This is a genomic window from Companilactobacillus paralimentarius (assembly GCF_963227125.1).
Taxonomy (GTDB): Bacteria; Bacillota; Bacilli; order Lactobacillales; family Lactobacillaceae; genus Companilactobacillus; species Companilactobacillus paralimentarius.
On record NZ_OY724131.1, the window covers coordinates 175,158 to 197,541 of the forward strand.

Consider the following 22,384-nt stretch of genomic DNA (forward strand, 5'->3'; position numbering starts at 1 on the left):
GATAAGATTATGACAGAAAAAAAGGATCTAGTTATGGAGGCTTTAGAGGATGTGATCGATCCGGAATTAGGAATCGACATCGTGAACTTGGGTTTGATCTACGGAGTAAATATTGAGCATGAGAATAAAGCCGTGGTGACAATGACCTTGACGACAATGGGATGTCCTTTGAGCGATATGTTGCATGATTCGATTGTAGAGGCTGCCGAAACAGTTGAGGGAATCAGTGAGTGTGAGGTTGAGTTAGTTTGGTATCCAACTTGGGATATCTCCAGAATGAGTCGTTATGCTCGAATTTCACTGGGAATCTTTGGGGGATAACCGATTTAACTGGATTTGTGGTTGATTGCCCACAATTTTTTTACTATCGACTGATTTCCCTGATTCTAATGTTATTGATGTTTTGAAATTTTTGAAGAAATTTAAATCAAAAGAACGACCTCCATTAAATATTCAAGATATATTCTTTACTTGAATCCCTTAATAGAGGCCGTTCTTGTTTTATTAAGCTAAACATTTTATAAAATTATTAGCTTCAAGTCACGCCCATAGCGTTCCAACACATTCCCAATTCTTACGGAAGACGGGAAGTTAAGCACATACAAACTATAGCCTACCTTCAAATTGACTTTTGATTTTTATTTCAGAGATGTAACAAAATTTACAAAATATTAAAAGAGTTGTAATGAAAACGTATAAAGAAAATTCACAAATAGCTCGTATAATTGACTTTATTAAATTTTTACGATTAATGGGATGAGGTAATCTTATACGAGTCAAAAGAAGAAGATTCAAAAAATATTTGAGAGTTCTTTTGATTGCAACAATAATAATCGTTGGTAGTTTGAGTTATTTCTTCAATAATTCATATGCATCAACTATTATTGACAATTTTAAAACTGAGCAGGCAATTAAAAAGAAACAAAAAATTATTCAAACCAATCTGACTAACTATCTGAATACAGTTACCAAGGATGGTACTGCTAGTGTTAGTTTTTACAATTTAGGTGCAGAAAGTGGCAGTGCCGCGGCTAATAGTAAGTATGCCAAACTTTATCAAGCTGGTAGTTTGGAAACTGAATCGAACGCTCATGCAGTTAAAACAGCTGCTAGTACATATAAATTGTATTTAACAGCTTACTTGATGAATCAAAAGTCGAATGGTAATTTTAGTTGGACGACTGAAAATACTGATAATTTTGACAAAATGATCGTTAACAGCGAAAATGATTTTGCGGAAGCACAAATTGACAAGTATGGTGCTAGTACGATCAGTACCTTCATTAAAAAACAAGGTTGGTATCCATCAGTTTTCCAAGATGGACAGGCTGCCAAAACAACTAGTTATAGTTTGCAACTACTGCTAGAAGATTTAGTCACCGGAAAAGGTGCCTATGAAAATGAATCTGATCAAGCAAAAATTTTGGATTTAATGGGTAAGCAAATTTACCGTACAGGAATCCCTGCTGGAGCATCCGCCGCTGATAGTGGAACAACTGTCCAAGACAAAGTTGGATTTCTGAATGATACTAACAACGATGCCGGCATTGTGACGTTACCAAATGGACAAAGATATATTTTAGTAGTTATGACGAATGGCCATAATCAAAGTGGTTTGAGCGGTTTTTCAAGAATTGCTGAAATCACAAAGAATGTACAGAAGATTGTTTATGGCTCAGATGCCGGAAACAAAATTGAAAATTATTCTTAACAAAAAGTCGAGGTTATCCTCGGCTTTTTTTGTCTAGAAGATTTTGTTATCTATATAGTAAAAGTGGTACGATTCAATTTTTATAAAGGGTACGTATTTATTTTAAAATTGATAGGGTTTACAATGGACTCATAATCTTTAACAAAATGTTTTAAATAAATTTTGGAGGCATTAATTATTATGGCCTATAAAACTATCAATCCTTATACAAATGAATTAGTAAAATCTTATCCAGATGCAACGGCAGAGGAAATTGAATCTGCCTTGAGTACTGGGTATGCACTTTATAAAAAATGGCGGAATGAATCGGTTAGCAGTAGAGCTGTTACATTACATACAATTGCTGATCTATTACGTGAAAACGAAGATGAATTAGCTAAAATTGCTACAATCGATATGGGTAAACTTTACGCTGAATCAAAAGGTGAGGTGGAACTTTGTGCAATCATTGCTGACTACTACGCTGATAATGGTGCCGATTTATTGAAACCTACACCAATTAGTAGTCGCAACACCGGTGATGCGGAGATCTTGCACCAAGCTACTGGTGTTTTGATGATGGTTGAACCATGGAATTTCCCATACTATCAAATTATGCGAGTCTTCGCTCCTAATTTTATGGTTGGGAATCCTATGATTTTGAAACATGCTTCAAATACACCGGGATCAGCTGCAGCCTTTGAAAAGATAGTGCTAGAAGCTGGAGCACCTAAGGGAAGTTTGACAAATCTTTTTGCTAGTTATGATCAAGTTAGTGGTATTATTGCTGATCCACGTGTTCAAGGGGTCGCATTAACGGGGTCAAAACGTGGCGGTCAATCAGTTGCTGAAACGGCTGGCAAGAATCTTAAAAAGAATTCAATGGAACTCGGTGGATCTGATGCTTTTGTAGTCTTGTCAGATGCTGATGTTGATAAAGCTGTTGATCTTGCTTGGAGAGTTCGTATCTACAATGCTGGACAAGTATGTACTTCAGATAAAAGATTTATCGTAGCTGATAATTTGTACGATGAATTCTTGAAGAAACTTAAAGAAAATTTTGAAAAATTGGTTCCAGGAGATCCCATGGACCCTAAGACTACGATTGCTCCTATGAATTCCAAACGTGCTAAAGAAAAACTTCAAAGTCAAATTGACAGGGCTATTGCCGGTGGTGCTAAAGTTTATTACGGTAACCAACCAATTGATTTACCAGGTCAATTCATTCAACCAACTATTTTGACTGATATAGATAAAGATAATCCAGAATTCTATGATGAAATGTTTGGACCAGTTGCCCAAGTCTTCAAGGTAAGTTCCGATCAAGAAGCCATCGATTTAGCTAATGATTCCAAATTAGGACTAGGTGGAATAGTTGTTTCGGCCGATCCACAACATGGAAAGGCTGTTGCCGAAAAGATCGAAACCGGAATGGTCTTTGTTAATTCGTTCTTAGTTTCTCTTCCAGAGTTACCGTTTGGTGGTGTTAAAGGTTCAGGTTATGGTCGTGAAATGAGTCAACTAGGATTAACTGCCTTCACAAATGAAAAATTAATTGTAACTGCACAAGATCCAGATTGGAATAATCCGGCTGGTGGTTTAGCAATCTTTAAAAAATAGCTAATAAATAATACTTGATCGAGAGATCGGGTATTTTTTTTTGAAAGTATTGTCGGGCAAACTACTGATATGATCCAATAGGTACTTTTTGGTTAGTGTAGAACTAAAAAGTGGGTACTATTTTTTTGATTTAGCAGGGTATATATTAACAACATGTTCTTTACAGATAATTGGAGGAAACAAGATGATTAATTCATTGAATGATCGCGTAACACTAAATAACGGTACAAAAATTCCTGGATTGGGATTAGGTGTATTTCAAATTCCGAATGAAGACACGGCTAAGGTTGTGGCTGAAGGAATTAAAAATGGTTATCGTCTAATCGATACTGCCCAAGTTTATGGTAATGAGGCCGGTACTGGAGAAGGTATTCGTCAAGGATTAAACGAAACTGGTTTATCACGTGAAGACTTATTTGTAACTTCAAAAGTTTGGAATGATCATTTAACGTACGATCAAACCGTTGCAGCCTTTAATTCTAGTTTGAAAAAATTAGGCTTAGATTATTTGGATTTGTATTTGATTCACTGGCCTGGCAATGATTCATTTAAAGAATCCTACCAAGCGCTTGAGGATCTATATAAGTCAGGAAAAATTAAGGCCATTGGCGTAAGCAATTTTGAAATTCATCATTTGAAGGAATTGACAGAATATGCTGATATAACTCCTGTTTTAGATCAGGTTGAATCACATCCAAAATTGAATCAAGACAAATTGCACGAATATGCAAAAACTCAAGATATTAAGATTCAAGCTTGGTCACCACTTATGCAAGGCCAAATTTTGAAAGATGAAACTTTAAAAGCTATTGCTGACAAGCACAATAAGACAGTAGCTCAAGTGATTTTGAGATGGGATATTCAAAGAGATGTACTACTAGCTGTTAAGTCGGTTCGTTCTGAAAGAATGCAAAGTAATGCCAATGTATTTGACTTTACATTGGATGATTCTGATATGGAAACTATTAATAATATGAATGAAGATTTCCGAGTTGGTCCAGATCCAGATGAATATAATTTTGAAGGTTAGTTATATAAGACTTTGCTATTAGGATTGGTCAGATTAAAAGGCGTTGCTGGAATTTATGGCTGTACGATAAATAGAGTTGATAGGCATTTTGCCATCAACTCTATTTTTGTATACCATTTATTAATAAAACTATTTTAGAACATCAAAAAGACACCATCCATACCTTTAGATGTTCTACCCTCTACAGCTTCACAATGAAAGGAATTTGAATGATGTCCCTAAGTAATAAGTCTATACGAAACGCTCTTGAAATGAAAGATGAGAATATTATCTTTACTGAAGACTCAAAATTTATGTTAGTTAATGGCATCAAGTCCTTAGTCTATTTTGCAATGCTAACTAAACAGATTGACCGTTGTCTTAACTGTGGCCTTGCAGGCCACTTAGTTAAGAATGGATTTAATAAAAATATGATAGTCGCTCCATCATTATCATTACGTCCAACGTATATAAGTCTGAAACGTCAAAAGTATAAATGTAAATCTTGTAACTCTATCTTTGTAGCCAAAACTAGTTATGTTTGGGAATATTGTCAAATCGCACAACCTGTTAGACAAATGATCTTATCAGAAACTGCTTTTAATACATCATTGAAGGATATCGGCAGACGTTTTAACGTCTCCGATAAGACCGTTCAACGTATCATCGATGAAGAAGCCAAGATGCACAAGAAATCACTTCCTGAACATCTTCCTAAGCACTTGGCATTTGATGAATTTATGTCTACTGACAAGATGAGCTTTATTTGGTTAGATAGCGATAATCATCGTACGGGTGATATCTTGCCCAGAAGAACTTCATATCAAATCAGTAAATACTTCAGTCGATTTCCTTTGAAAGTCAGAAGACAGGTAAAAACTATTTCTTTGGATTTAAATGCCGGATACATTAATTTAGTACCAAAGTTGTTTCCAAAGGCCAAAGTCGTTGTTGATAGATTTCATATCGTTCAGATGATGAATCGTTCTCTCAATTCAACTAGAATACAGGTAATGAAACGAATGCCTAAAAGAAGTAAAGAATACTTGTTCATGAAGAGAGATTGGAAAAAATTCTTGGAATCATTCGATTCCATCGAAAAGATAAACCCTAAGTATCAGTACAGTGTTGGTTATTATGAAACGGATCTAAATTTAATCACAAAGTGTTTAGATTTGGACGAAGGTTTCGCCAAGTCCTACGAAGTATATCAAGATATTTTAAAGGCTATTAGAACAGGCGATACTGATACAATGAATCAGATACTACTCAATTATCATCCACTCAATACCGCTATGGATCAAACAATGACATCATTAAGAAAATATCGTAAACAAATATTAAATGCACTGAAGCTTAAATATTCCAACGGATTTTTAGAGGGAATCATTGGAAGAATAAAAAAGATAAAAAGTAGTGCCTATGGATATCGTAGTTGGAACAACTTTACTGAACGTATAAATATTCAAATGTTTTGGCTTCGAGCAAGCTCATCAGCCAAATAAAAAAACAGCTAGACCATTTATGGTCTAACTGTTAACTTGAACCGCCATCAACTTGATTTGACGAACAGCCGAATTTATTCTAGCAACGCCTTTTAGAATTAATTACTGATGTTTACGATTGTTCCACCAGAAATAACCAAAGAACCAGATAATACTGAACACGCTCAAAATGGCGGTTATCATCAAGATGGATTTTTTCATACTTGAAGGTAGGCAAACCTTGAAAATATTTGACAAAGTGATGATCCAAATCATAGGACCAGCCGCAATCATGACTGGACGCCATTTGGCTTTAACTAAGAATAAGGCAGCGACGGAACCTATGATAACAAGGCCGTTGATAATAATAATTAAGTTATTAGTAATGGGAATGTTAAACATAACCGGCTTAGTAAATTGGATGACGGTAAAGATTAAGACAGTTAAAAGACTGACTATCCAGGCGCTCGCAAAACTGACAGCCTTGTGTTCAAAAATTTTGGCGTAAATAGTTTGATGGATGAACCAGAAAGCTGCGAAGATAAGGAATGTCATGAAAATTCCGTTTAAAATGAAAGGTACGAGATTCAATTGTTGTTCCTGACCATTCAGCTGAATAATCAATGTCCAAATGGCTGTGATACTAAAGAGACCGCCCAAAAATTTCAAACGATCACGAAGACTAATTTTGGTAAAACTAGCGGTTAGTTGATTGGCAGTTTCAGTGGGAGCCTGTCCGAAATAGTCTTCAGCGTTAGATCCATCATTTTGAGCATCAATAATATCTTGAAGAATCTCTAACAACTTATTTTCAACTTCGTAGTCGTCATAGAATAACCCAGCAGTGCGGACGTAAATTAATAAGTTGCTGTAATATTTTTCGTTAGCAGGATTGAGCTTTTTACGTAAATCATTGTTACTGGAAATTAGTTCCTGTACCTCATCAGATTTAGTCATCTTGTCCACCTTTTTTCGAAATGATTTGATTAACTACTAACTCTAGTGACTGCCATTGGTCGGCAAATTCAGCCATCTGTTTTTTGCCTTGTTTAGTTAAGGAATAATATTTCCGTGAAGGTCCCTCCAAAGAAGGCTTACGTTGACTGTTTAAATCACCGCGTTTTTCTAGTTTTTGAAGTAGCGGATAAACGGTGCCACCGATTAAATCGGTAAAACCTAATTTATTTAATTTTTGGACTAACTCGTATCCGTAAACTTCACCGTCAGAAATAACAAATAAAACACAGCCTTCTAGAATACCTTTGAGTAATTGAGAATTGTTCATGCTTATGACCTCACTATTATGTAATACATACTACTCAACAATATCTAATATGTAAAGCATAGTAGTATCTTTGGTAAAATAGGCCTGAAAATTGTGAAGTGGGGAAGAAATGATGGATAGTGAAGAACTTTTAAAATCAGATATTATTGATAAACATGTGCGACAGAATTTAGGACTCAGTTGGCTTAACTTTGCCGTTCTATTTTGTGCCACAATCATTGCCTGTGTGGGTTTAAATATGAATTTGACGGCTGTAGTTATTGGAGCTATGTTGATTTCACCAATTATGGGACCCAATCATTGGAATGGGTTATGGTTTCGGTATTCGTGATACGAAACTGATCCGAAAAGCAGCGACGCTCTATCTAATTGAGTTGGTGGTTGCACTGTTGGCGGCCACGATTTATTTTTCACTATCGCCAATTAAAGATGCCAGTGATCAAATTATTGCACGAACTCAACCAGCTATTTGGGACGTTTTAGTGGCCTTTTTCGGTGGTGTTGCCGGGATTATCGGTTCCGCTAAGAAAGATCCGGGAAATATTTTACCTGGAGTAGCGATTGCAACAGCCTTGATTCCACCTCTATCAACGGTGGGATATGGATTGAGTCAATTCAAATGGTCCATTGTTTTCAGTGCTGGATATCTGTTTTTGATCAATACCTTTTTCATTGCTTTGGCAACGATGATTTGTACTTTGATCTTTAATTTTAGGACCAAAAGAGCAACTGGTATACCTCTTAAAAATCAGATATTGATTATTGCGGCGGCAATAATCATTACTATTCCCAGCTTGATTTCGGCTTCGACTTTGGTCAAAAAGACCTACAATGAGACCCAATTGACCAGTCTTGTCGATAATGAATTGCCAGAATTGTATGTTGTGAATAAGCAAATCACTAATGGAAAAATCAAATTGGTCGTTATCGGTAGTCATTTGAGTCACGCTGAGATAAATAACTTAGACGATAAGTTAAGCGACTATCAATTAGGGAGTTACAAATTACAATTTCAACAATTATCTAAGGGGAATTACTTAAGTGTGAACGCCTTTAAGAAGTATGTTGATCAGGAAAAGAATGACAGTACACAGAATACAGCAACTGATAATAGCGATAAAAACTTGTTGAAACTGAAGCAACAATTAACTAAGAAGTATCCAGATGATATTTCTAAAATTTATGTTGGTCAATTGGCAAGTAAAACAAAGAGTAAAGAATCAATTATCTTGATTAAGTTGAATAAAGATAGTGAATCAAAACAGGATGAAGTTAAGAAGTATGCAGAGAACTTAGCTGATAAGTTGGGGATTGAAGCGACTGTTCACTTTACTTTAGATTAGAATTTAGGTACTAAAAAATGCTTTCGATGAAAAATCATCGAAAGCATTTTTAATTGCAAGACAAGATAGACATTGTACTTTGCTGAATAGTAGAAACAAGCTCTCTATGCAGCAGCTTCTGCTTCTTGTTCTTGTTTTAGCAATTTGTTGTCGTAACGTTTGATAAATGGGAACCAAACAACGAATGATACCAAGGCACAGACGATAGAAAGGACAGCACCTTTCCAACTAGCAGTACCAATAAATCCACTCAAACCAACTGGTGTAGGCCATGGTTGTTGAGTAATAATCTTAGGAACTAATTTGGATGTGATAGCAAAGTAACTAACAAGTCCTGAAACAATTGGAGCACCTAAGAATGGAATAAATAGATCAACGTTATAAACGATAGGTAAACCGAATAGTAAAGGTTCATTGATATTGAAGATAGCTGGAACAAGTTCAACCTTACCAATTTCCTTTAGTTGAGCTGATCTAGAGAAGAATGCTAACCAAATGGCAACACCTAAAGTAGCACCAGAACCACCAATGATAACGAAAGCATTCAATGGATCACCGGCAAAGAAGTTGCTGGCACCTTTAGTATTAGCAATCATATTGGCTAAAATAATTGGTGTATAGAATGAACTCATGATTGTAGCACCGTGAATACCGAACCACCATAGGAAGTGGATAAGGAAGATGATAATCAAGAAGCCCCACCATGTATTTGTAATATCACTGATAAATGAAAATGGAATGTATAATACCTTGAATATATCAGTTCCTAAAAGAACAAAGATCAAGTTAAGTGCCATAACAACAAAGGCAACACAGGCACCAGGAATCAATGAACTGAATGAGTTAGAAACACCAGCTGGAACTGATGCTGGCATCTTGATTTGCCAGTTATGTTTAACAGTAAAACGATAAACTTGAACTGTAATCCAACCAACAACTAAACCGGTAAAAATACCTACAGCAGCGATTCTTGTAATACCACCAGTAGATACGGCGTAACCACCACCGATGATGTTATCTGGTTTTAGAGATTGTTGAAATTGAATAACACCGTTTTTCCAAATTAATTGGGGAACGGTAATGAAGAATGCCATTAAAAACATAAATAAAGCATTTAGTGGAACTAGATTCAAATTCTCTTCTTTTGCATAAATTTTAGTATAAGAGAATGTGAATTGACCTGCGAAGATCAAAGCCAAAATACCCATTGTAGCATTATAACCAGTTTGGAATAGATTAGAGAAACGACCTAAACTGCTTGCATATACTGCTGCAAACCCAGGAATTGGAAAGGCCTGGGGTAAAACATTCAAAATAAGAAAAATGGAACCAATAATGGTGAATGGAATAACACTATAACCGGCATCCATGATGGCTCTAACAAATCTAGTAGCCGCAAATTTACCAGCAAGGTTAATCATTCGATCCTTAAAAGAACCTGTATCCTCACTTGACATAAAAATCCCTCCTTCAAAAAGTTACATTCATTATACTAATGCAAACGGTTTCAAATGTAAACCGGTTTTACTAATAAAATTAATAAAAAATCTTCCATACTCCAATTGTATCAAGATGTCAAGGCTCATTCGAATCTCTTTGTGATCAGAATTGGTATACCTGTGATAAGTGGAATTTTATATGAAAAAAAACTTCTATACCGTTTTGACAGTATGAAAGTTTTACGAATGTATATTTGAATTATTTCATTTGTCAATAATATTTATAATCAGGATAGTGATTATTTTTTAGTTAATGGAGACACAAAAAAAGCGCTAGGTGACCACACCCAACGCTTCTTTGGATACAAGATAACCGAGAATAGTTACCTATAAATGCTGTATCAATTTAAGTATAACAGAGTCAATGTGAAAAGAATAGCCATTTTTATGTAAATATCGGTAAGACTTTTTGTATTCTATTACATATTTATTAACTAATTTTTTCCGATAGATATATAATTGTAGAAAACAAGTCGGGGGTCAGAAATATGGCACGCAAAGTTATTCTATTTATTACACAAACATTAGATGGCTATATTGCCAATTCTGATGGCAAGATTGACTTCTTATGGAATGATAAATTTTCAACAGGTAGTGTTGTAGACCGTGAGTATGAAAAATTATCCAAACGGGTTAATACTGTTATCATGGGTCGGCATACATATAACCAAATCGTTAACGGTATGTCACCCAATGATTATCCCTATGCCGGCTATGAAAATTATGTGATGACGACGCATCCATTGCCAGATGAAGATAACATTCACTTTGTTAACGGCGAGGTGGCAAAATTAGTCAGTGACTTGAAGGCTAAATCATCCAAAGGTGATATTTGGATCATCGGTGGCAGCAACGTGATAGCACCGCTAGTGAATGCTGATCTAATTGATATCTATCATATAGGCATTGTGCCCATTATATTGGGTAAGGGAATTCCACTATTCTCCGACCGAGTTGTTCCTAAGGAATTGAGTTTGGAATCTGTAAAAAAAGTGAATGAGATTGTGTACGTTGAATATTCTCGTTAGAAGTTAAAAAGATGTTATAAAAAATAGAGATACCGTTGTTAAGCGGCACCTCTATTTTTTTATATTATTTTAAAATATTGTTATTTTTTTGATTATTAAACTATCTAAAAAATTATAAAATAATTTTTTTGAAAGTGCTAAAATCAAAGCTATATATAGTATGTAGGATTATGCGTTTGATTTGAATTCGGGGAGGTTCTTTTATTCATGAATAAAAAAGCAAGATATATAAGTGGAGCTGTCGCAGTAGCACTTCTTACCGCGGGTTCACCAATTATAGTTCCTATGTTGAATCCAGTAGGCGTTGTTAAAGCGGATACGGATATAATTAAGGGACATAATGTCACGAATGAAAGTTTGTCACCTAGTGATATGTTAACCACTTTCAAAAGTCAATTTGATGATCGCTATGTCGCTAGTTCACAAAGTATTACTTCAGTTTTAAATAGTTTAGCGGAAGATTCAGAAAATAACTTCAACTATTTCGATTTGAATAATCCTAAGTATATACATGATTTTCAAAATAGTGGTCACATAGCAATGCTTAAGGATACTAGTAAGACGCCGATACCATCGAGCTATTTTTATTCAGGAAGTAACAATAATTACTATTATCGCGATATGTTAGTTGCTATGACTATAGCTGATAAAGATGGAAATAATATAGATATTTCCGATACAGATAAATTAAAGAATCTAACTATGAATGATTCTGAATTTCCATTAACAGCAACAATCCATATAAGTGAGAGCAAAGATAGCGATCTTGCTCCATTGACATCCCTTGCTACAGTTACTGATCCATCGTTATTGGAATTTAGTTTCAAGATTTCTTTAAGTAGATTTGATATATCTAAAAATCAAAGTATGGTTCCAATTACTGTGGGTTCTTCATTATCATCTTTGTCAACAGAGGGTAACGGACTTAAGATTACTGATAATTATACCAATGATCCTAAATACACAAGTAGTCTAACCAGTGCTGAAAAACCAATGCTTGGTCAAAGTTTGTTTACTAGTAGGGAAAAGGCCGCAGAATATGCAGCAGAGTCGGATTTTGATCCAACCAGTACAGATAAGGGTAATGCATCACCGGATCAGTTCAGTGATGGCAAGATTATTTCAAATGGAACTTACTATCAAACGGTTTCTTATAACCTTAGTGGAGCCGATTCAGCTATTGAAGATATGTTAACAGGTGACAAATCTGATGTAACAGGTGCTGCAGTGAGTCCTTATCAAACATTTATCAATGGAAGTAACACGGCAGCGACTCCCGGAACGGATTATGTTTTGAATCGTGATACGAAGACTATTACGGTAATTAGAAAATTATCTACTAATGCAACGATCAATGCTAAATTATCAATTCCACAAGTTAAAGTTAATTCTTTAATAAGTGATGCAAAGCCAACAGCAGCTGACTATTTGAGTGATCAATCAGGTGAAAATACTGCAAATGATATTCCCACAAGTAATGTTGAAGTAGGATCAGAGTACTACACTGACCCAAGTTTAAAATCTAATTATAAAGCTACAAGTGATGAAGTTTCCGCAACTAATTTCCTTAAACCTGGTAAATATTACCGTACAATCAAATTTACATTAAAAAATGGCAGTATTAGTGATTACGATGCTCTTCCTTTAAGTATAGATTCTGATTCTAAGGGGAATACTGTAACTTATGTTCAAGAAGTTGATGTTAGAAATGATGCTACAGCAAATTATGATAATCCATTGGATGCAAAAATTGGAGATACAAGTAATACCGTAAGTAAAAATGATACATTGATAAGTACTGATTCTTCAACTGGATTAAGTACTAATCTGATACAGGATAATGGCATAAGTTTTGGCAATAAATATTATCGATATACTCCTGGAAAGGAAGAGACATTACAAAATGAAGTCTTGAATGGCAGTAATGATGATTCACTGACTGATGGCGTAGTAGATAGTAGTGGAAAATTTGCTAAATCAGGGGATTTTTTGAGAACGATTACTTATACTCTTGTTGCTAATTCTGTTGATACGAATACATTTGATACTACTAATTCTAAATATAAGTTGGGTACAGATTCAAAAGGAAACGATACGATAACCTATGTACAGAAGGTTCATGTTTCTCAAATACCTGTAATAGTTAGTATTAAAGACTTGATTGTACATCTATGAGCTAAAAATTATAGTGATCAATTAGAGCTGGCTAGAGAGAGCATAGCAGAAAATGATATAACCACTGATGGGAGTTCTAGCTCTTCGTTATTGGATCCAGCTAACGACCCAGACCCAATTGAGAGTAAATTACCAACAGGAATTGTTTTAGGTGATGATTACTATACAGATCGTAGTTTGAAGTCTAAATCTTCTACAGGATTGTCTTCGGCAGGAACTTATTATCGTAAAATTACATTTTATCTTACCGCCGATGTTAATACACTTTCTTTTGGTGATAATATTCCGTGGGCAAAAGATGAGGATAAGAACAGTGTAACGTTTGTTCAAAAAATTAGAGTACTTACAAATGTAGTCACAGCCTCTGTGCCTTGTTTTATGTCGCAAATAGGTAAAGAGGTTATGTCTCAAACAATGGAAGATCAGTCGATTACTACAGAAGCTGATGCTACTTTAAGTTTGACGACTGATTCAGTAAGTATTGCATATCTAGAGAGCAGTGATAATAAGTTTTATAGTAGTGAAGATAATGCTCAAGAAGGAATAAATGCGATAACTTTTAGTCGGTTCAACAATGTATTCACAGTTCCAGGAACGTATTATCGTAAAGTTATTTTTCATTTAGAGGCCGGTACGGATGCGAAAAATTATGTTTTTCCTAAGATAAATGATTTGGATCCAGTGTTCTCTACGGCTGATGATGGTAAAATTCCAACGGTTGAATATTTACAGAAAATTGTAATAAATTCACCAGAACTAATAGTGCAGACTGATCATTACGCATCTGATATTGTAACTATAGGTGAAGATATGAGTAAAGTAATGGATGACAGTATACTTACTTCTTTAAGTGCTAATGGGAGTGTTATTGCAAATGGAACGGTAGGAACAGAATATTTTGATGACGCTACTCATGCCGTGAAAAATGAAGATCCGGTAAGTGGTACTACTTTTACAGAGGCTAAACCTTACTATCGTAGAGTTACTTTCAAATTACCGGGTGATATAAGCAAATATACTTCGTTTTCTGGTGAAGAGGGTGTTGACTATACAATAGATAAGAGTAACAACACCATTACTTACGCTCAAAAAATAAATGTGATAGATCCTAGGGTAACAGTAACGATCCCCGATATATCAATTAATGTTAATGCTCCAGTGTCATCGATTGATGATGATACAAAAGGCATAAGTTTCATATCAAATGAAACAGGTAAATCAATAGTTAGTCAGGATAAGATATTTGTATATTCTCATAGGGATCCGACGAGTGACAGTGAACCTGATTATTATTTCAAAGATTCGAGTCTTACAGATATAATAAAAGATATACAAAATCAGAATTGGATGTTCAAAGACGGTAATCGGGTCTTTACAGCCCCAGGAAAATATTATCGTCTGATTATGTTTACTGCTGAGAATTTACCTGACTATTATACGTTTAGCGATACTAATAATGGTTCGACGGAAAAATCAAATAATAATACTACGGTAGGCTATTATATTCAAAGAGTTAACGTAGGCTATCCAGTAACGGTGAAGATTGATGATTCTGTTTCCTCTAAAGTTGGTAGTGATATAACATCAGTTGATGCTGGTAATTATGATTTAATTTCAAGTGAAGAATCAGGAAAATCGATTGTAGATACTAGTGCTACTTCATATGGGACAGAATATTATGATATTTTTGATGATGTAAAAGATATTTTAGATAAAAAGGTTGAACCTATTTCGGATGTGACAGATGGTGAAAAATTCACTAAATCTGGAACTTATTATCGAGTAATTAAATTTGTACTAAAGTCTGGCGAAACCCCTAGTAATTATTCTTTTGGCAATGGTAAATTGTCTAGTGATGGTAAAAGTGTTGAGTACATTCAGAAAGTGAATATTGCGACTGGTGAAGTTACAGCTGTTATTGATCGGGGAGAAACAAAGTTTGGTGAAACCTTACCTTCTGACAGTTTAGGCGCGAAAGTCGACTTGGTACTCAGTGATGGAGGGGGATCGATAATGTCCGATGGCAAGATTACGTATGGTAACAAATATTATAAGAGTATCGATGAAGCATTGAGAGGTAAGAACCCACTGGATACGGTTTCTAATGCTGCAGATCCTTATTATCGAACAGTAACCTTTACGTTAAAGAATCCTGTTGATTCATATACGTTTAGTGGTGATCACCTTATTGATAAAGATAATAATACAGTAACTTTTGCTCAAGAAATTAAAGTGGAACCTGCTAATGCAGTGTTCTCAGTAAAACCGTTAGATGATATAGAAACAAAAACTTCGACAACAGATCAAAAGGTAACTCAAACTGATGGTTATACTTTGGTAGGGTCAACGTCTGTTAAAGTTGGGAATATATATTACAAGTCACGAGATGGTGCACTAAAAGATGCTTTAAACCCTGGAATGGATAAATCACTTATAGCGACTGATGCTACAAGTGGAAACTACCTCAATGAGGGAGATTGGTATCGTCTAATATACTTCACAGTCAACGATGATTTCTTCAACAATTATGAAGTGTCAGATGACAATATGAAGAAGGTCGATAATCATACGGTGGTTTATGCTCAACCAGTAAACGTTAGTCATTCTACTGCAGTAACAAAGCCTGAAATTACTAATGGAAAAGCAATTGTTGATAATAGTATTAATACTGTTCAGTCTGGGGTAAATAAATTATTAGATAGCAATAACGTAGTAATTTCAGAAAACCCAAGCTTTGGCTCAGATTATTATGATAATTATGATGATGTTTTTGATGCTGATGCCGCAAAGTCAACTCGTGTAGTTAATGGGGAATTCAAGAAAGCTGGAACCTATTATAGAAAAATCACCTTTACATTGACTGATGATGCTTTAGCAGCTAATAACTTTGATGCAAATGCACATGTCTCTGGTAATACTGTATCTTATGTTCAAACAGTGAACGTTGCTGCTAAAACTAATATCAATATAGATGCTGATTCAACTGTTAACGTAACAGCTGGTTCTGCCGAAAGTACATTGACCAATAATTACAAATTAACTGATGACGATAATAATAGCGTTGGAACTTTATCAACATCAAATAAAATTGCTTATTACGGAGAATTATCTGATGCGTTAGCTCAAAATACAAAAACTGATAGTGACGCTATTAGTGGTGGTAATTTCAATGCAGGTAAGTATTACCGTCTACTAGTCTTTACACCAAATGCTGGAGTGAATAAGGACAATTATAGTTTGAATAACTCTAATTTGGCTTGGTCCGCAGATGGCACAAAGATACTATTTGCTCAAGAAATTAACGCTAGTGCAAATGCAGTTTCGAAGTACAATATTTCTACACCTAAAGTGACAATTGGCTCTTCAGAAGAAGATTCTGAAACTTCAAATGGTAATCAAATATTTGATCATTCTGGTAAAGAAATATCTGCCAGTGTTACTTTCGGAAAAGACTACTATGCTAATTCGGGAGACGTTTTTGATAAAAATGCTAAACCGGTAGATGGAGTAGTTGTAGATGATAATTTTGTCAAAGTAGATACGTATTACCGTGAAATTATCTTCCACTTAAGTCATGCAGATATAGTTAATAACTCATTTGGTAATGCTAAAGTTGATACAAATAACAACACTGTATCTTATGTTCAAGCTGTGGTTGTATCACAATCAAATGTAGCCAGAATCAATGTAAATCCAATATCAGTTAAAGTTGGAACATCAGTTGATTCGGTTAAGAATACAGATACATTAACTGATGTAACTAATAACTCATTAGGAACAGCCACTGTAGACAATAGTAAATTCTATGATAAAGCTACAGATGCTTTGAGTGGTACTAATGAAGATGTTAATGCAACAACTGATGGTCTCTTTAACAAGGGAACTTACTATCGCTTGGTAACATTTAAGACAGTTTCTGATTTTGCCAAGAATTACACTTTGAGTGATACAAATGCCAAGACAAATGCTGACGGTTCAGTCACTTACGCTCAAAAGATCGATGTAAAGGCTAGTGGTGTTGTAAAACATAACTTCGGAGATATTAGTGCAAATATTGGTGAATCAACAGATAAAATAGCTGTTGCAACTGGTACATTAACTGATGCTTCTGGTAACGAGATCAAAGCGTCAGTTTCTGCTGAGTCGATTTACTATGATAATTATGATGACGTCTTCTCAGGTACTGGAAAAGTAACCGAGGGTATTAATGCCGATAAACAATTCACTAAAGCTGGAACTTACTATCGTAAGATTAGTTTTAAACTAGATAGTTCAGTAGATATTAAGAATTATGACTTCGGTTCTGATGCTCATGTTTCTGGCAACACTGTATCCTTTGTTCAATCAGTAGTTGTCGGTGAAAATGCAGCAAGTATAACAGTTGGACCATTAAATATTAAGACTGGTACAAGAACCAATGATCAATCAGTTACAAGTACTGATGGATACGTTCTAAGAGCTGGAGATGATAGCTTTACTGATCCAACATTGGGGATGACTTACTATAAGAGTATTAACGGAGCTTTGGGTAAATCTAATGGTGATGAAGTTGATCCTAATGCGGTAACCGCCGTAACTGATGGTGCTTTCAATAAAGGAACTTATTATCGTCAAGTAGTGTTCAAAGTTGGTAATGATTTTGTTGATAAATATAATTGGGCTGATACTACAAATGCCATGTATAAAGATGGAACAGTAATCTATGCTCAACAAATTAATGTCAAAGATAATGTCGTTTCAAAACATACAATTGAAGATGCTAAAACTAACGTTGGTGATTCAGTCACTGCCGTAACTTCAACTGGTAATGCTTTGATGGATGCATCTGGAAACAAACTTGATGCAACTGTTTCATATGGAACGGACTATTACGATAATTATGATGATGTCTTTACACCAAATGCAGCCAAGACTAAGGATATTGCTAATGGTGCCTTTACTAAGGCTGGTACATACTATCGTGTAATTAACTTCAAGGTTAGTCCTGAAGCTATCGCCCAAAATGATTTCGGTAGTGAAGCCCATATTTCTGGCAACACTGTATCCTTTGTTCAAGCTGTTTCAATTGATAACAAAGTTAATATGGCTGTTAATATCAATGTCACTCCAACAATCACAGTTAGTGCTGATACGGCTACTAATGATTCTAAATTGACTAAGACAACTGGATATACTTTGAGCAATAATTTAGGTACTGTCCTTGCTACGGTTTCCGCGGGAGATAAGTACTATACAGATGTTCAGAGTGCTTTGAAACAAGGTGACACTGGTTTGGCTGACGTTAACGGCCAATTCACGAAGGCTGGCACGTATTATCGTGTTATTACTTTCAAACCTTCCAAAGCTATTGATGCTAATAGTATTTCTAATCCAAGTGCACGTGTGAATGCTGATGGAACCATCAGTTATGTTCAAGCTGTTACGGTTACGAAGAATGCTGCTAATATCAATTCTTCAGTTGGTGAATTAGATCTAAGAGCGAATGCTGAAAAAGATAATCCTGCTTTGATTAACACTAAGGAATACTCTTTGAAAGATGTTGCTGGTAACTCCTTGGTTGATAAGACTAAAGGCACATATGGTGTCGAACTTGGTCAAACATTCTACACAGATAGTGGTTTGACTCAAAAGACTACTGATGCTAGTGGTGCTAGAATTTCTAAAGCTGGAACTTACTATCGTGCTGTGAAGTTCTATCTAACTTCTGGGGCTGCTGCTGCTAATCAATTTGAGAGTATTGGTGGAACTTATGATGCAACTGACAACAGTGTGACATTTGTTCAAATGATCAAAGCTTCAGCTGCTCCAGTTACTCCATCTAACCCAGCTATTGCCAAAATCAATAATGTGACTGTCGATAATGGTACTTCAATGACTGATAAAGCCTTACAGAATACTGATGATGTTTACATTGTTGATAAGAATGGCGACTCAATTATTGCTGATGGCGGCATTAAATTTGATACGACCCTTTACGATAGTGTAGGTAGACCGGTAACTAATTTGAAGACTGCTGGTACTTATAGCCAAGTAATCACGGTTAAGTTGGAAAGTAATGTCAGTGCTTATACCTTTGGTGAGGGTTATAAAGTTGATCCAACCAATAATACGATATCTTATGTCCGTACAGTAACTGTTAAAGCTGCAAGTTCTACTGGTGGAAATAGCGGTAATACGGGTGGCAGTACTGGCGGTAACAGTGGTTCTTCAACTGAAACTGGTGGTTCGACCGGTGCTGAAACTGATGAAGATGATGATTGGAATTACTCACCAATTCAAGGTGTAGTAACAACTAAGACTGATCATCTATTCTACACATTGAACAATCAAGATAATGACAAGATTCCTAATCGTGTATTAGGTAAGGATTCGTCCTGGAAGACCGATCAAATCCGTGTCAATAAAGCTGGAGTTACACAATATCGCGTTGCAACAGGTGAATGGATTTATGCCGACGATGTAGTGCTTAATCAAAATAGCTCTGAAGATGGCGATTGGACTTATACTCCAGTTCAAGGTGTGGTAACAACTAAGACTGATCAAAAGAAATATCAATTGAATAATCATGAGAATACGGCTATCGCAAATCGTGATTTGAAGGAAGACTCTTCATGGAAGACCGATCTTTATCGGACAAACAAAGAGGGCGTAAGACAATATCGTGTTGCAACAGGCGAATGGATCGATGCGGATGATGTTAACTTCAATCAAAATGAAGACGACTTTTGGACATACGAATCTGTAAGTGGTGTCGTTAAGACAAAAGCTGGTCAAACTGAATATCAATTGAATGATCATGAGAATAAAGCTATCGCTCATCGTGATTTGAAAGAAGAAACATCATGGAAGACTGACCTATACCGTACAAATGAGGCAGGGGTCAAACAATATCGTGTCGCAACGGGCGAATGGATTGATGCTAATGATGTTGACTTTATAAATAATAATAAGAATGATGAAGGTTGGATTTACACTTCAATTAGTGGAATCGTCACAACTAAACCTAATCAAGCAAATTACCAATTGAATAACCAAAATAATTCCGCCATTGCTGGTCGTGAATTGGTTAGAGATTCATCTTGGAAGACCGATCAATATCGGACTAACCGAGAAGGAATCAAACAATATCGAGTTGCAACAGGTGAATGGGTTGATGCTAATGATGTTGTCTATGAAGATGCCGTTGATACTGGTGTTTTCAGGGATGGACGCAAAATTAGTGGTGTCATTAATCTAGATAGAACGAATATTTTCTATGATCTCTATTCTAGAGAAAACGAAATTATCGAAGATTATTCTCTAGGTGAAGAAACATCATGGAAGACTGATTACAAAGCTCAAGATGTCAATGGTGATACTTATTATCACGTTGGCGACAATGAGTGGATTAAGGCTGAAAAGGGTGTTCATTTTAATAATTACGCTTGGTATTAAAGAGTAAAGTAGTTTTTGAGTATTAAGAAAATAGCACTAGGTAATTATCCGATTACCTAGTGCTATTTGTTTTTGGTAGAAAAAGTTATGTTTAAATAAAGTATTCTTTGTAATCTTTCACGTAATCTGTGATTGTACGAGGTGCATGACCAAGAATCTTATTAGTTTCATCAGTAACTGTTTTGGCATTGCCTAATTGAGTGATTAAGTAAAGCATGACCATTACGTTGACAAAATCTTTTTTCAAGCCACGTTGCAACATTGTTTTGCGGAATTTCAATAAACTAGGTTTGCTGTAAGTTATTTTAACGCCAAGGACTTTAGTCATAATTTCAGCTATCTCATAGTAAGTGAGAGCGCTAGGACCAGTGATATTCAATTTCTGGTGAAGATACTTGTCGTTTAAAAGTGCAATTCCAGCAACTTCGGCGATATCTCTAGTATCAATGAAACTAGTGCGAGACTTACCGGCAGGAATAAAGAGGTCATGATTCTTAACGATATCCTCTCTATGTGTTGTATTTAGATTTTGCATGAAAAAGCTAGGTCTAATAAAGGTATAAGGTAAATTTAATTCTTCAATCATGTTTTCGATTTGATGATGCGGTGTTCGTTTATTCTTTTCGACTCCAAAGAGTGAAATGAAAACAATCTGTTCAATATGCTGTTTTTGAGCATATTTTAAGAAAGGTAACATATCAACTTTAGGATTGGCCAATTGTGGTGGTCTAACGAAGAAAACTTTTGATACGCCTTTGAAAGCTTGAGGAAAGGTCGATGAATCTAAGAAATCGAAATGTTTCAATTCCAAATTAGGGATGTTATCGAACTTAGGACGATCTTTAGTTAAATTGTGTACTCCCGCAGTAATTTCGACTTTATTAGTAGAGCTCAAATACTTAATAAGTGGAAATCCAATATTGCCATTCCCGCCAATGACTAAAATTCTCTCCATAATTTTGCCTCGTTTAATAATTTCTTTTATATGACTAACATTAGTCGTCTTAAAAAAATTATCAATATAAGTAACAAAGTACTTGCTATAAAACGCGTTCGAGGGTCTACATTATAGATGAATTCAGAAAGGAAAGTGACAAAGATGTTTGCATATGTACAAATTTTTAACGGTAAGAATAATGTTTCGTATGGTTATGTTGATCTTTCTTTTTCAAAAAATGTGTTATCTGTTTCGGCTTTGAAGGGAAATCTACGTGAGCATAATATAAAGATCACTGCATCAGAAATTAGTGATATTTCGTCAGGTAAGTATCAGAGTTGGAATCAAATGAGTTTCATGTATCAAGGTTTGAAGTATGTCTTCATTTACAGTGGTTATGGTGGCTACAATTATTTGGAAGATCACCTTATGACTGAAATGATAGAGTAAAAAAACCAGTGTAGTTTCCATCTTTTTTGATGGATGCTGCACTGATTTTTTTTAATAACCATGGTTCTATGTTTAATGGTGGAAACGAGCTACGCAGGCCAATTTCTTCCGGTTTGCTACAGTCCTGAAATTGCCCGCACGGCTCGCGGGCGATTCCAGGACTTAGGCAAATCCTCGGAAATTCCCGAGCCTGCTCCGCTCTCTACTGAAATGAGCTACACAAGGGTAACTCCTTCCGGTTAAGTCAACTTTCTCTGCCGGCGCTTCGCTACCGACTGAGAAAGTAGTCTTAATCCTCGGGAGCTGACCGCCCTTGTTCCGCTCTCTACTGAAACGAGTTACACAAGCCAGATTCCTGTGCTTTGCCTGACTTCACAAACTGTCTGCTTCGCAGCCAATTCGCAAAGTCCTGCAAATGCTCAGAATCTAA

15 protein-coding genes are annotated in these 22,384 nt (G+C 35.6%); 11 read left to right on the top strand and 4 right to left on the bottom strand.

What is annotated here, in order from left to right:
• Nucleotides 1–9 precede the first annotated feature (9 nt).
• The 5 genes from ACI6PB_RS00850 (at nucleotide 10) to ACI6PB_RS00870 (ending at nucleotide 5,824) form a co-directional block, all read left to right on the top strand.
• A complete protein-coding gene (locus tag ACI6PB_RS00850) occupies nucleotides 10–321 on the top strand; it encodes a metal-sulfur cluster assembly factor (protein WP_025085289.1) in 312 nt (103 codons plus the stop codon).
• Nucleotides 322–814: 493 nt separating this feature from the next.
• Entirely contained in the window at nucleotides 815–1,711 is an 897-nt protein-coding gene (locus tag ACI6PB_RS00855; protein WP_404327600.1) for a serine hydrolase, read from the top strand.
• A 180-nt stretch (nucleotides 1,712–1,891) separates the two neighbouring features.
• The gene (locus ACI6PB_RS00860) at nucleotides 1,892–3,310 is read left to right on the top strand and encodes an NAD-dependent succinate-semialdehyde dehydrogenase (RefSeq protein WP_056955920.1); all 1,419 of its coding nucleotides are present in this window, start codon (nucleotides 1,892–1,894) and stop codon (nucleotides 3,308–3,310) included.
• Nucleotides 3,311–3,494: 184 nt separating this feature from the next.
• Nucleotides 3,495–4,340 carry an aldo/keto reductase gene (locus tag ACI6PB_RS00865; protein ID WP_404280818.1) on the top strand — a complete coding sequence of 282 codons (846 nt, stop codon included), beginning with the start codon at nucleotides 3,495–3,497 and terminating at the stop codon, nucleotides 4,338–4,340.
• Between the two features lie 251 nt (nucleotides 4,341–4,591).
• Entirely contained in the window at nucleotides 4,592–5,824 is a 1,233-nt protein-coding gene (locus ACI6PB_RS00870; RefSeq protein WP_309510550.1) for an ISL3 family transposase, read from the top strand.
• 102 nt (nucleotides 5,825–5,926) lie between these two features.
• Here ACI6PB_RS00870 and ACI6PB_RS00875 read toward each other — a convergent pair whose 3' ends face one another.
• Together ACI6PB_RS00875 and ACI6PB_RS00880 are read right to left on the bottom strand one after the other, a co-directional pair.
• A complete protein-coding gene (locus ACI6PB_RS00875) occupies nucleotides 5,927–6,760 on the bottom strand; it encodes a hypothetical protein (protein ID WP_025085449.1) in 834 nt (277 codons plus the stop codon).
• Nucleotides 6,753–7,088 (bottom strand): PadR family transcriptional regulator, encoded by a 336-nt coding sequence (locus tag ACI6PB_RS00880; RefSeq protein ID WP_404279055.1) that lies wholly within the window; start codon nucleotides 7,086–7,088, stop codon nucleotides 6,753–6,755. The genes ACI6PB_RS00875 and ACI6PB_RS00880 overlap by 8 nt, the downstream gene beginning before the upstream one ends.
• A 109-nt stretch (nucleotides 7,089–7,197) precedes the next feature.
• Between ACI6PB_RS00880 and ACI6PB_RS00885 the strand changes: the two genes are divergently transcribed.
• Both ACI6PB_RS00885 and ACI6PB_RS00890 read left to right on the top strand, forming a co-directional pair.
• Nucleotides 7,198–7,419, top strand: a complete 222-nt coding sequence (locus ACI6PB_RS00885; RefSeq protein ID WP_404327601.1) for a hypothetical protein — start codon at nucleotides 7,198–7,200, stop codon at nucleotides 7,417–7,419.
• The gene (locus tag ACI6PB_RS00890) at nucleotides 7,394–8,431 is read left to right on the top strand and encodes a DUF389 domain-containing protein (RefSeq protein ID WP_404327602.1); all 1,038 of its coding nucleotides are present in this window, start codon (nucleotides 7,394–7,396) and stop codon (nucleotides 8,429–8,431) included. The genes ACI6PB_RS00885 and ACI6PB_RS00890 overlap by 26 nt, the downstream gene beginning before the upstream one ends.
• A 104-nt stretch (nucleotides 8,432–8,535) precedes the next feature.
• Here the strand turns inward: ACI6PB_RS00890 and celB are convergent, their stop codons facing one another.
• A complete protein-coding gene (celB, locus tag ACI6PB_RS00895; protein WP_025085451.1) occupies nucleotides 8,536–9,888 on the bottom strand; it encodes a PTS cellobiose transporter subunit IIC in 1,353 nt (450 codons plus the stop codon).
• Between the two features lie 530 nt (nucleotides 9,889–10,418).
• Here celB and ACI6PB_RS00900 point away from each other — a divergent pair.
• The 3 genes from ACI6PB_RS00900 to ACI6PB_RS00910 all read left to right on the top strand — a co-directional run bounded on the left by ACI6PB_RS00900 (nucleotide 10,419) and on the right by ACI6PB_RS00910 (nucleotide 20,567).
• Nucleotides 10,419–10,958 (top strand): dihydrofolate reductase family protein, encoded by a 540-nt coding sequence (locus ACI6PB_RS00900; protein ID WP_054643016.1) that lies wholly within the window; start codon nucleotides 10,419–10,421, stop codon nucleotides 10,956–10,958.
• Between the two features lie 207 nt (nucleotides 10,959–11,165).
• The gene (locus ACI6PB_RS00905) at nucleotides 11,166–13,133 is read left to right on the top strand and encodes a hypothetical protein (RefSeq protein WP_404327603.1); all 1,968 of its coding nucleotides are present in this window, start codon (nucleotides 11,166–11,168) and stop codon (nucleotides 13,131–13,133) included.
• Between the two features lie 90 nt (nucleotides 13,134–13,223).
• Entirely contained in the window at nucleotides 13,224–20,567 is a 7,344-nt protein-coding gene (locus ACI6PB_RS00910; RefSeq protein ID WP_404327604.1) for an SLAP domain-containing protein, read from the top strand.
• A gap of 91 nt (nucleotides 20,568–20,658) precedes the next feature.
• Here the strand turns inward: ACI6PB_RS00910 and ACI6PB_RS00915 are convergent, their stop codons facing one another.
• On the bottom strand, nucleotides 20,659–21,522 hold the full coding sequence (locus ACI6PB_RS00915; RefSeq protein ID WP_404327605.1) for an NmrA family NAD(P)-binding protein: 864 nt from the start codon (nucleotides 21,520–21,522) through the stop codon (nucleotides 20,659–20,661).
• A 144-nt stretch (nucleotides 21,523–21,666) separates the two neighbouring features.
• Here ACI6PB_RS00915 and ACI6PB_RS00920 point away from each other — a divergent pair, with 144 nt between their 5' ends.
• A complete protein-coding gene (locus tag ACI6PB_RS00920) occupies nucleotides 21,667–21,954 on the top strand; it encodes a hypothetical protein (protein WP_404327606.1) in 288 nt (95 codons plus the stop codon).
• The last annotated feature ends 430 nt before the right edge of the window (nucleotides 21,955–22,384 follow it).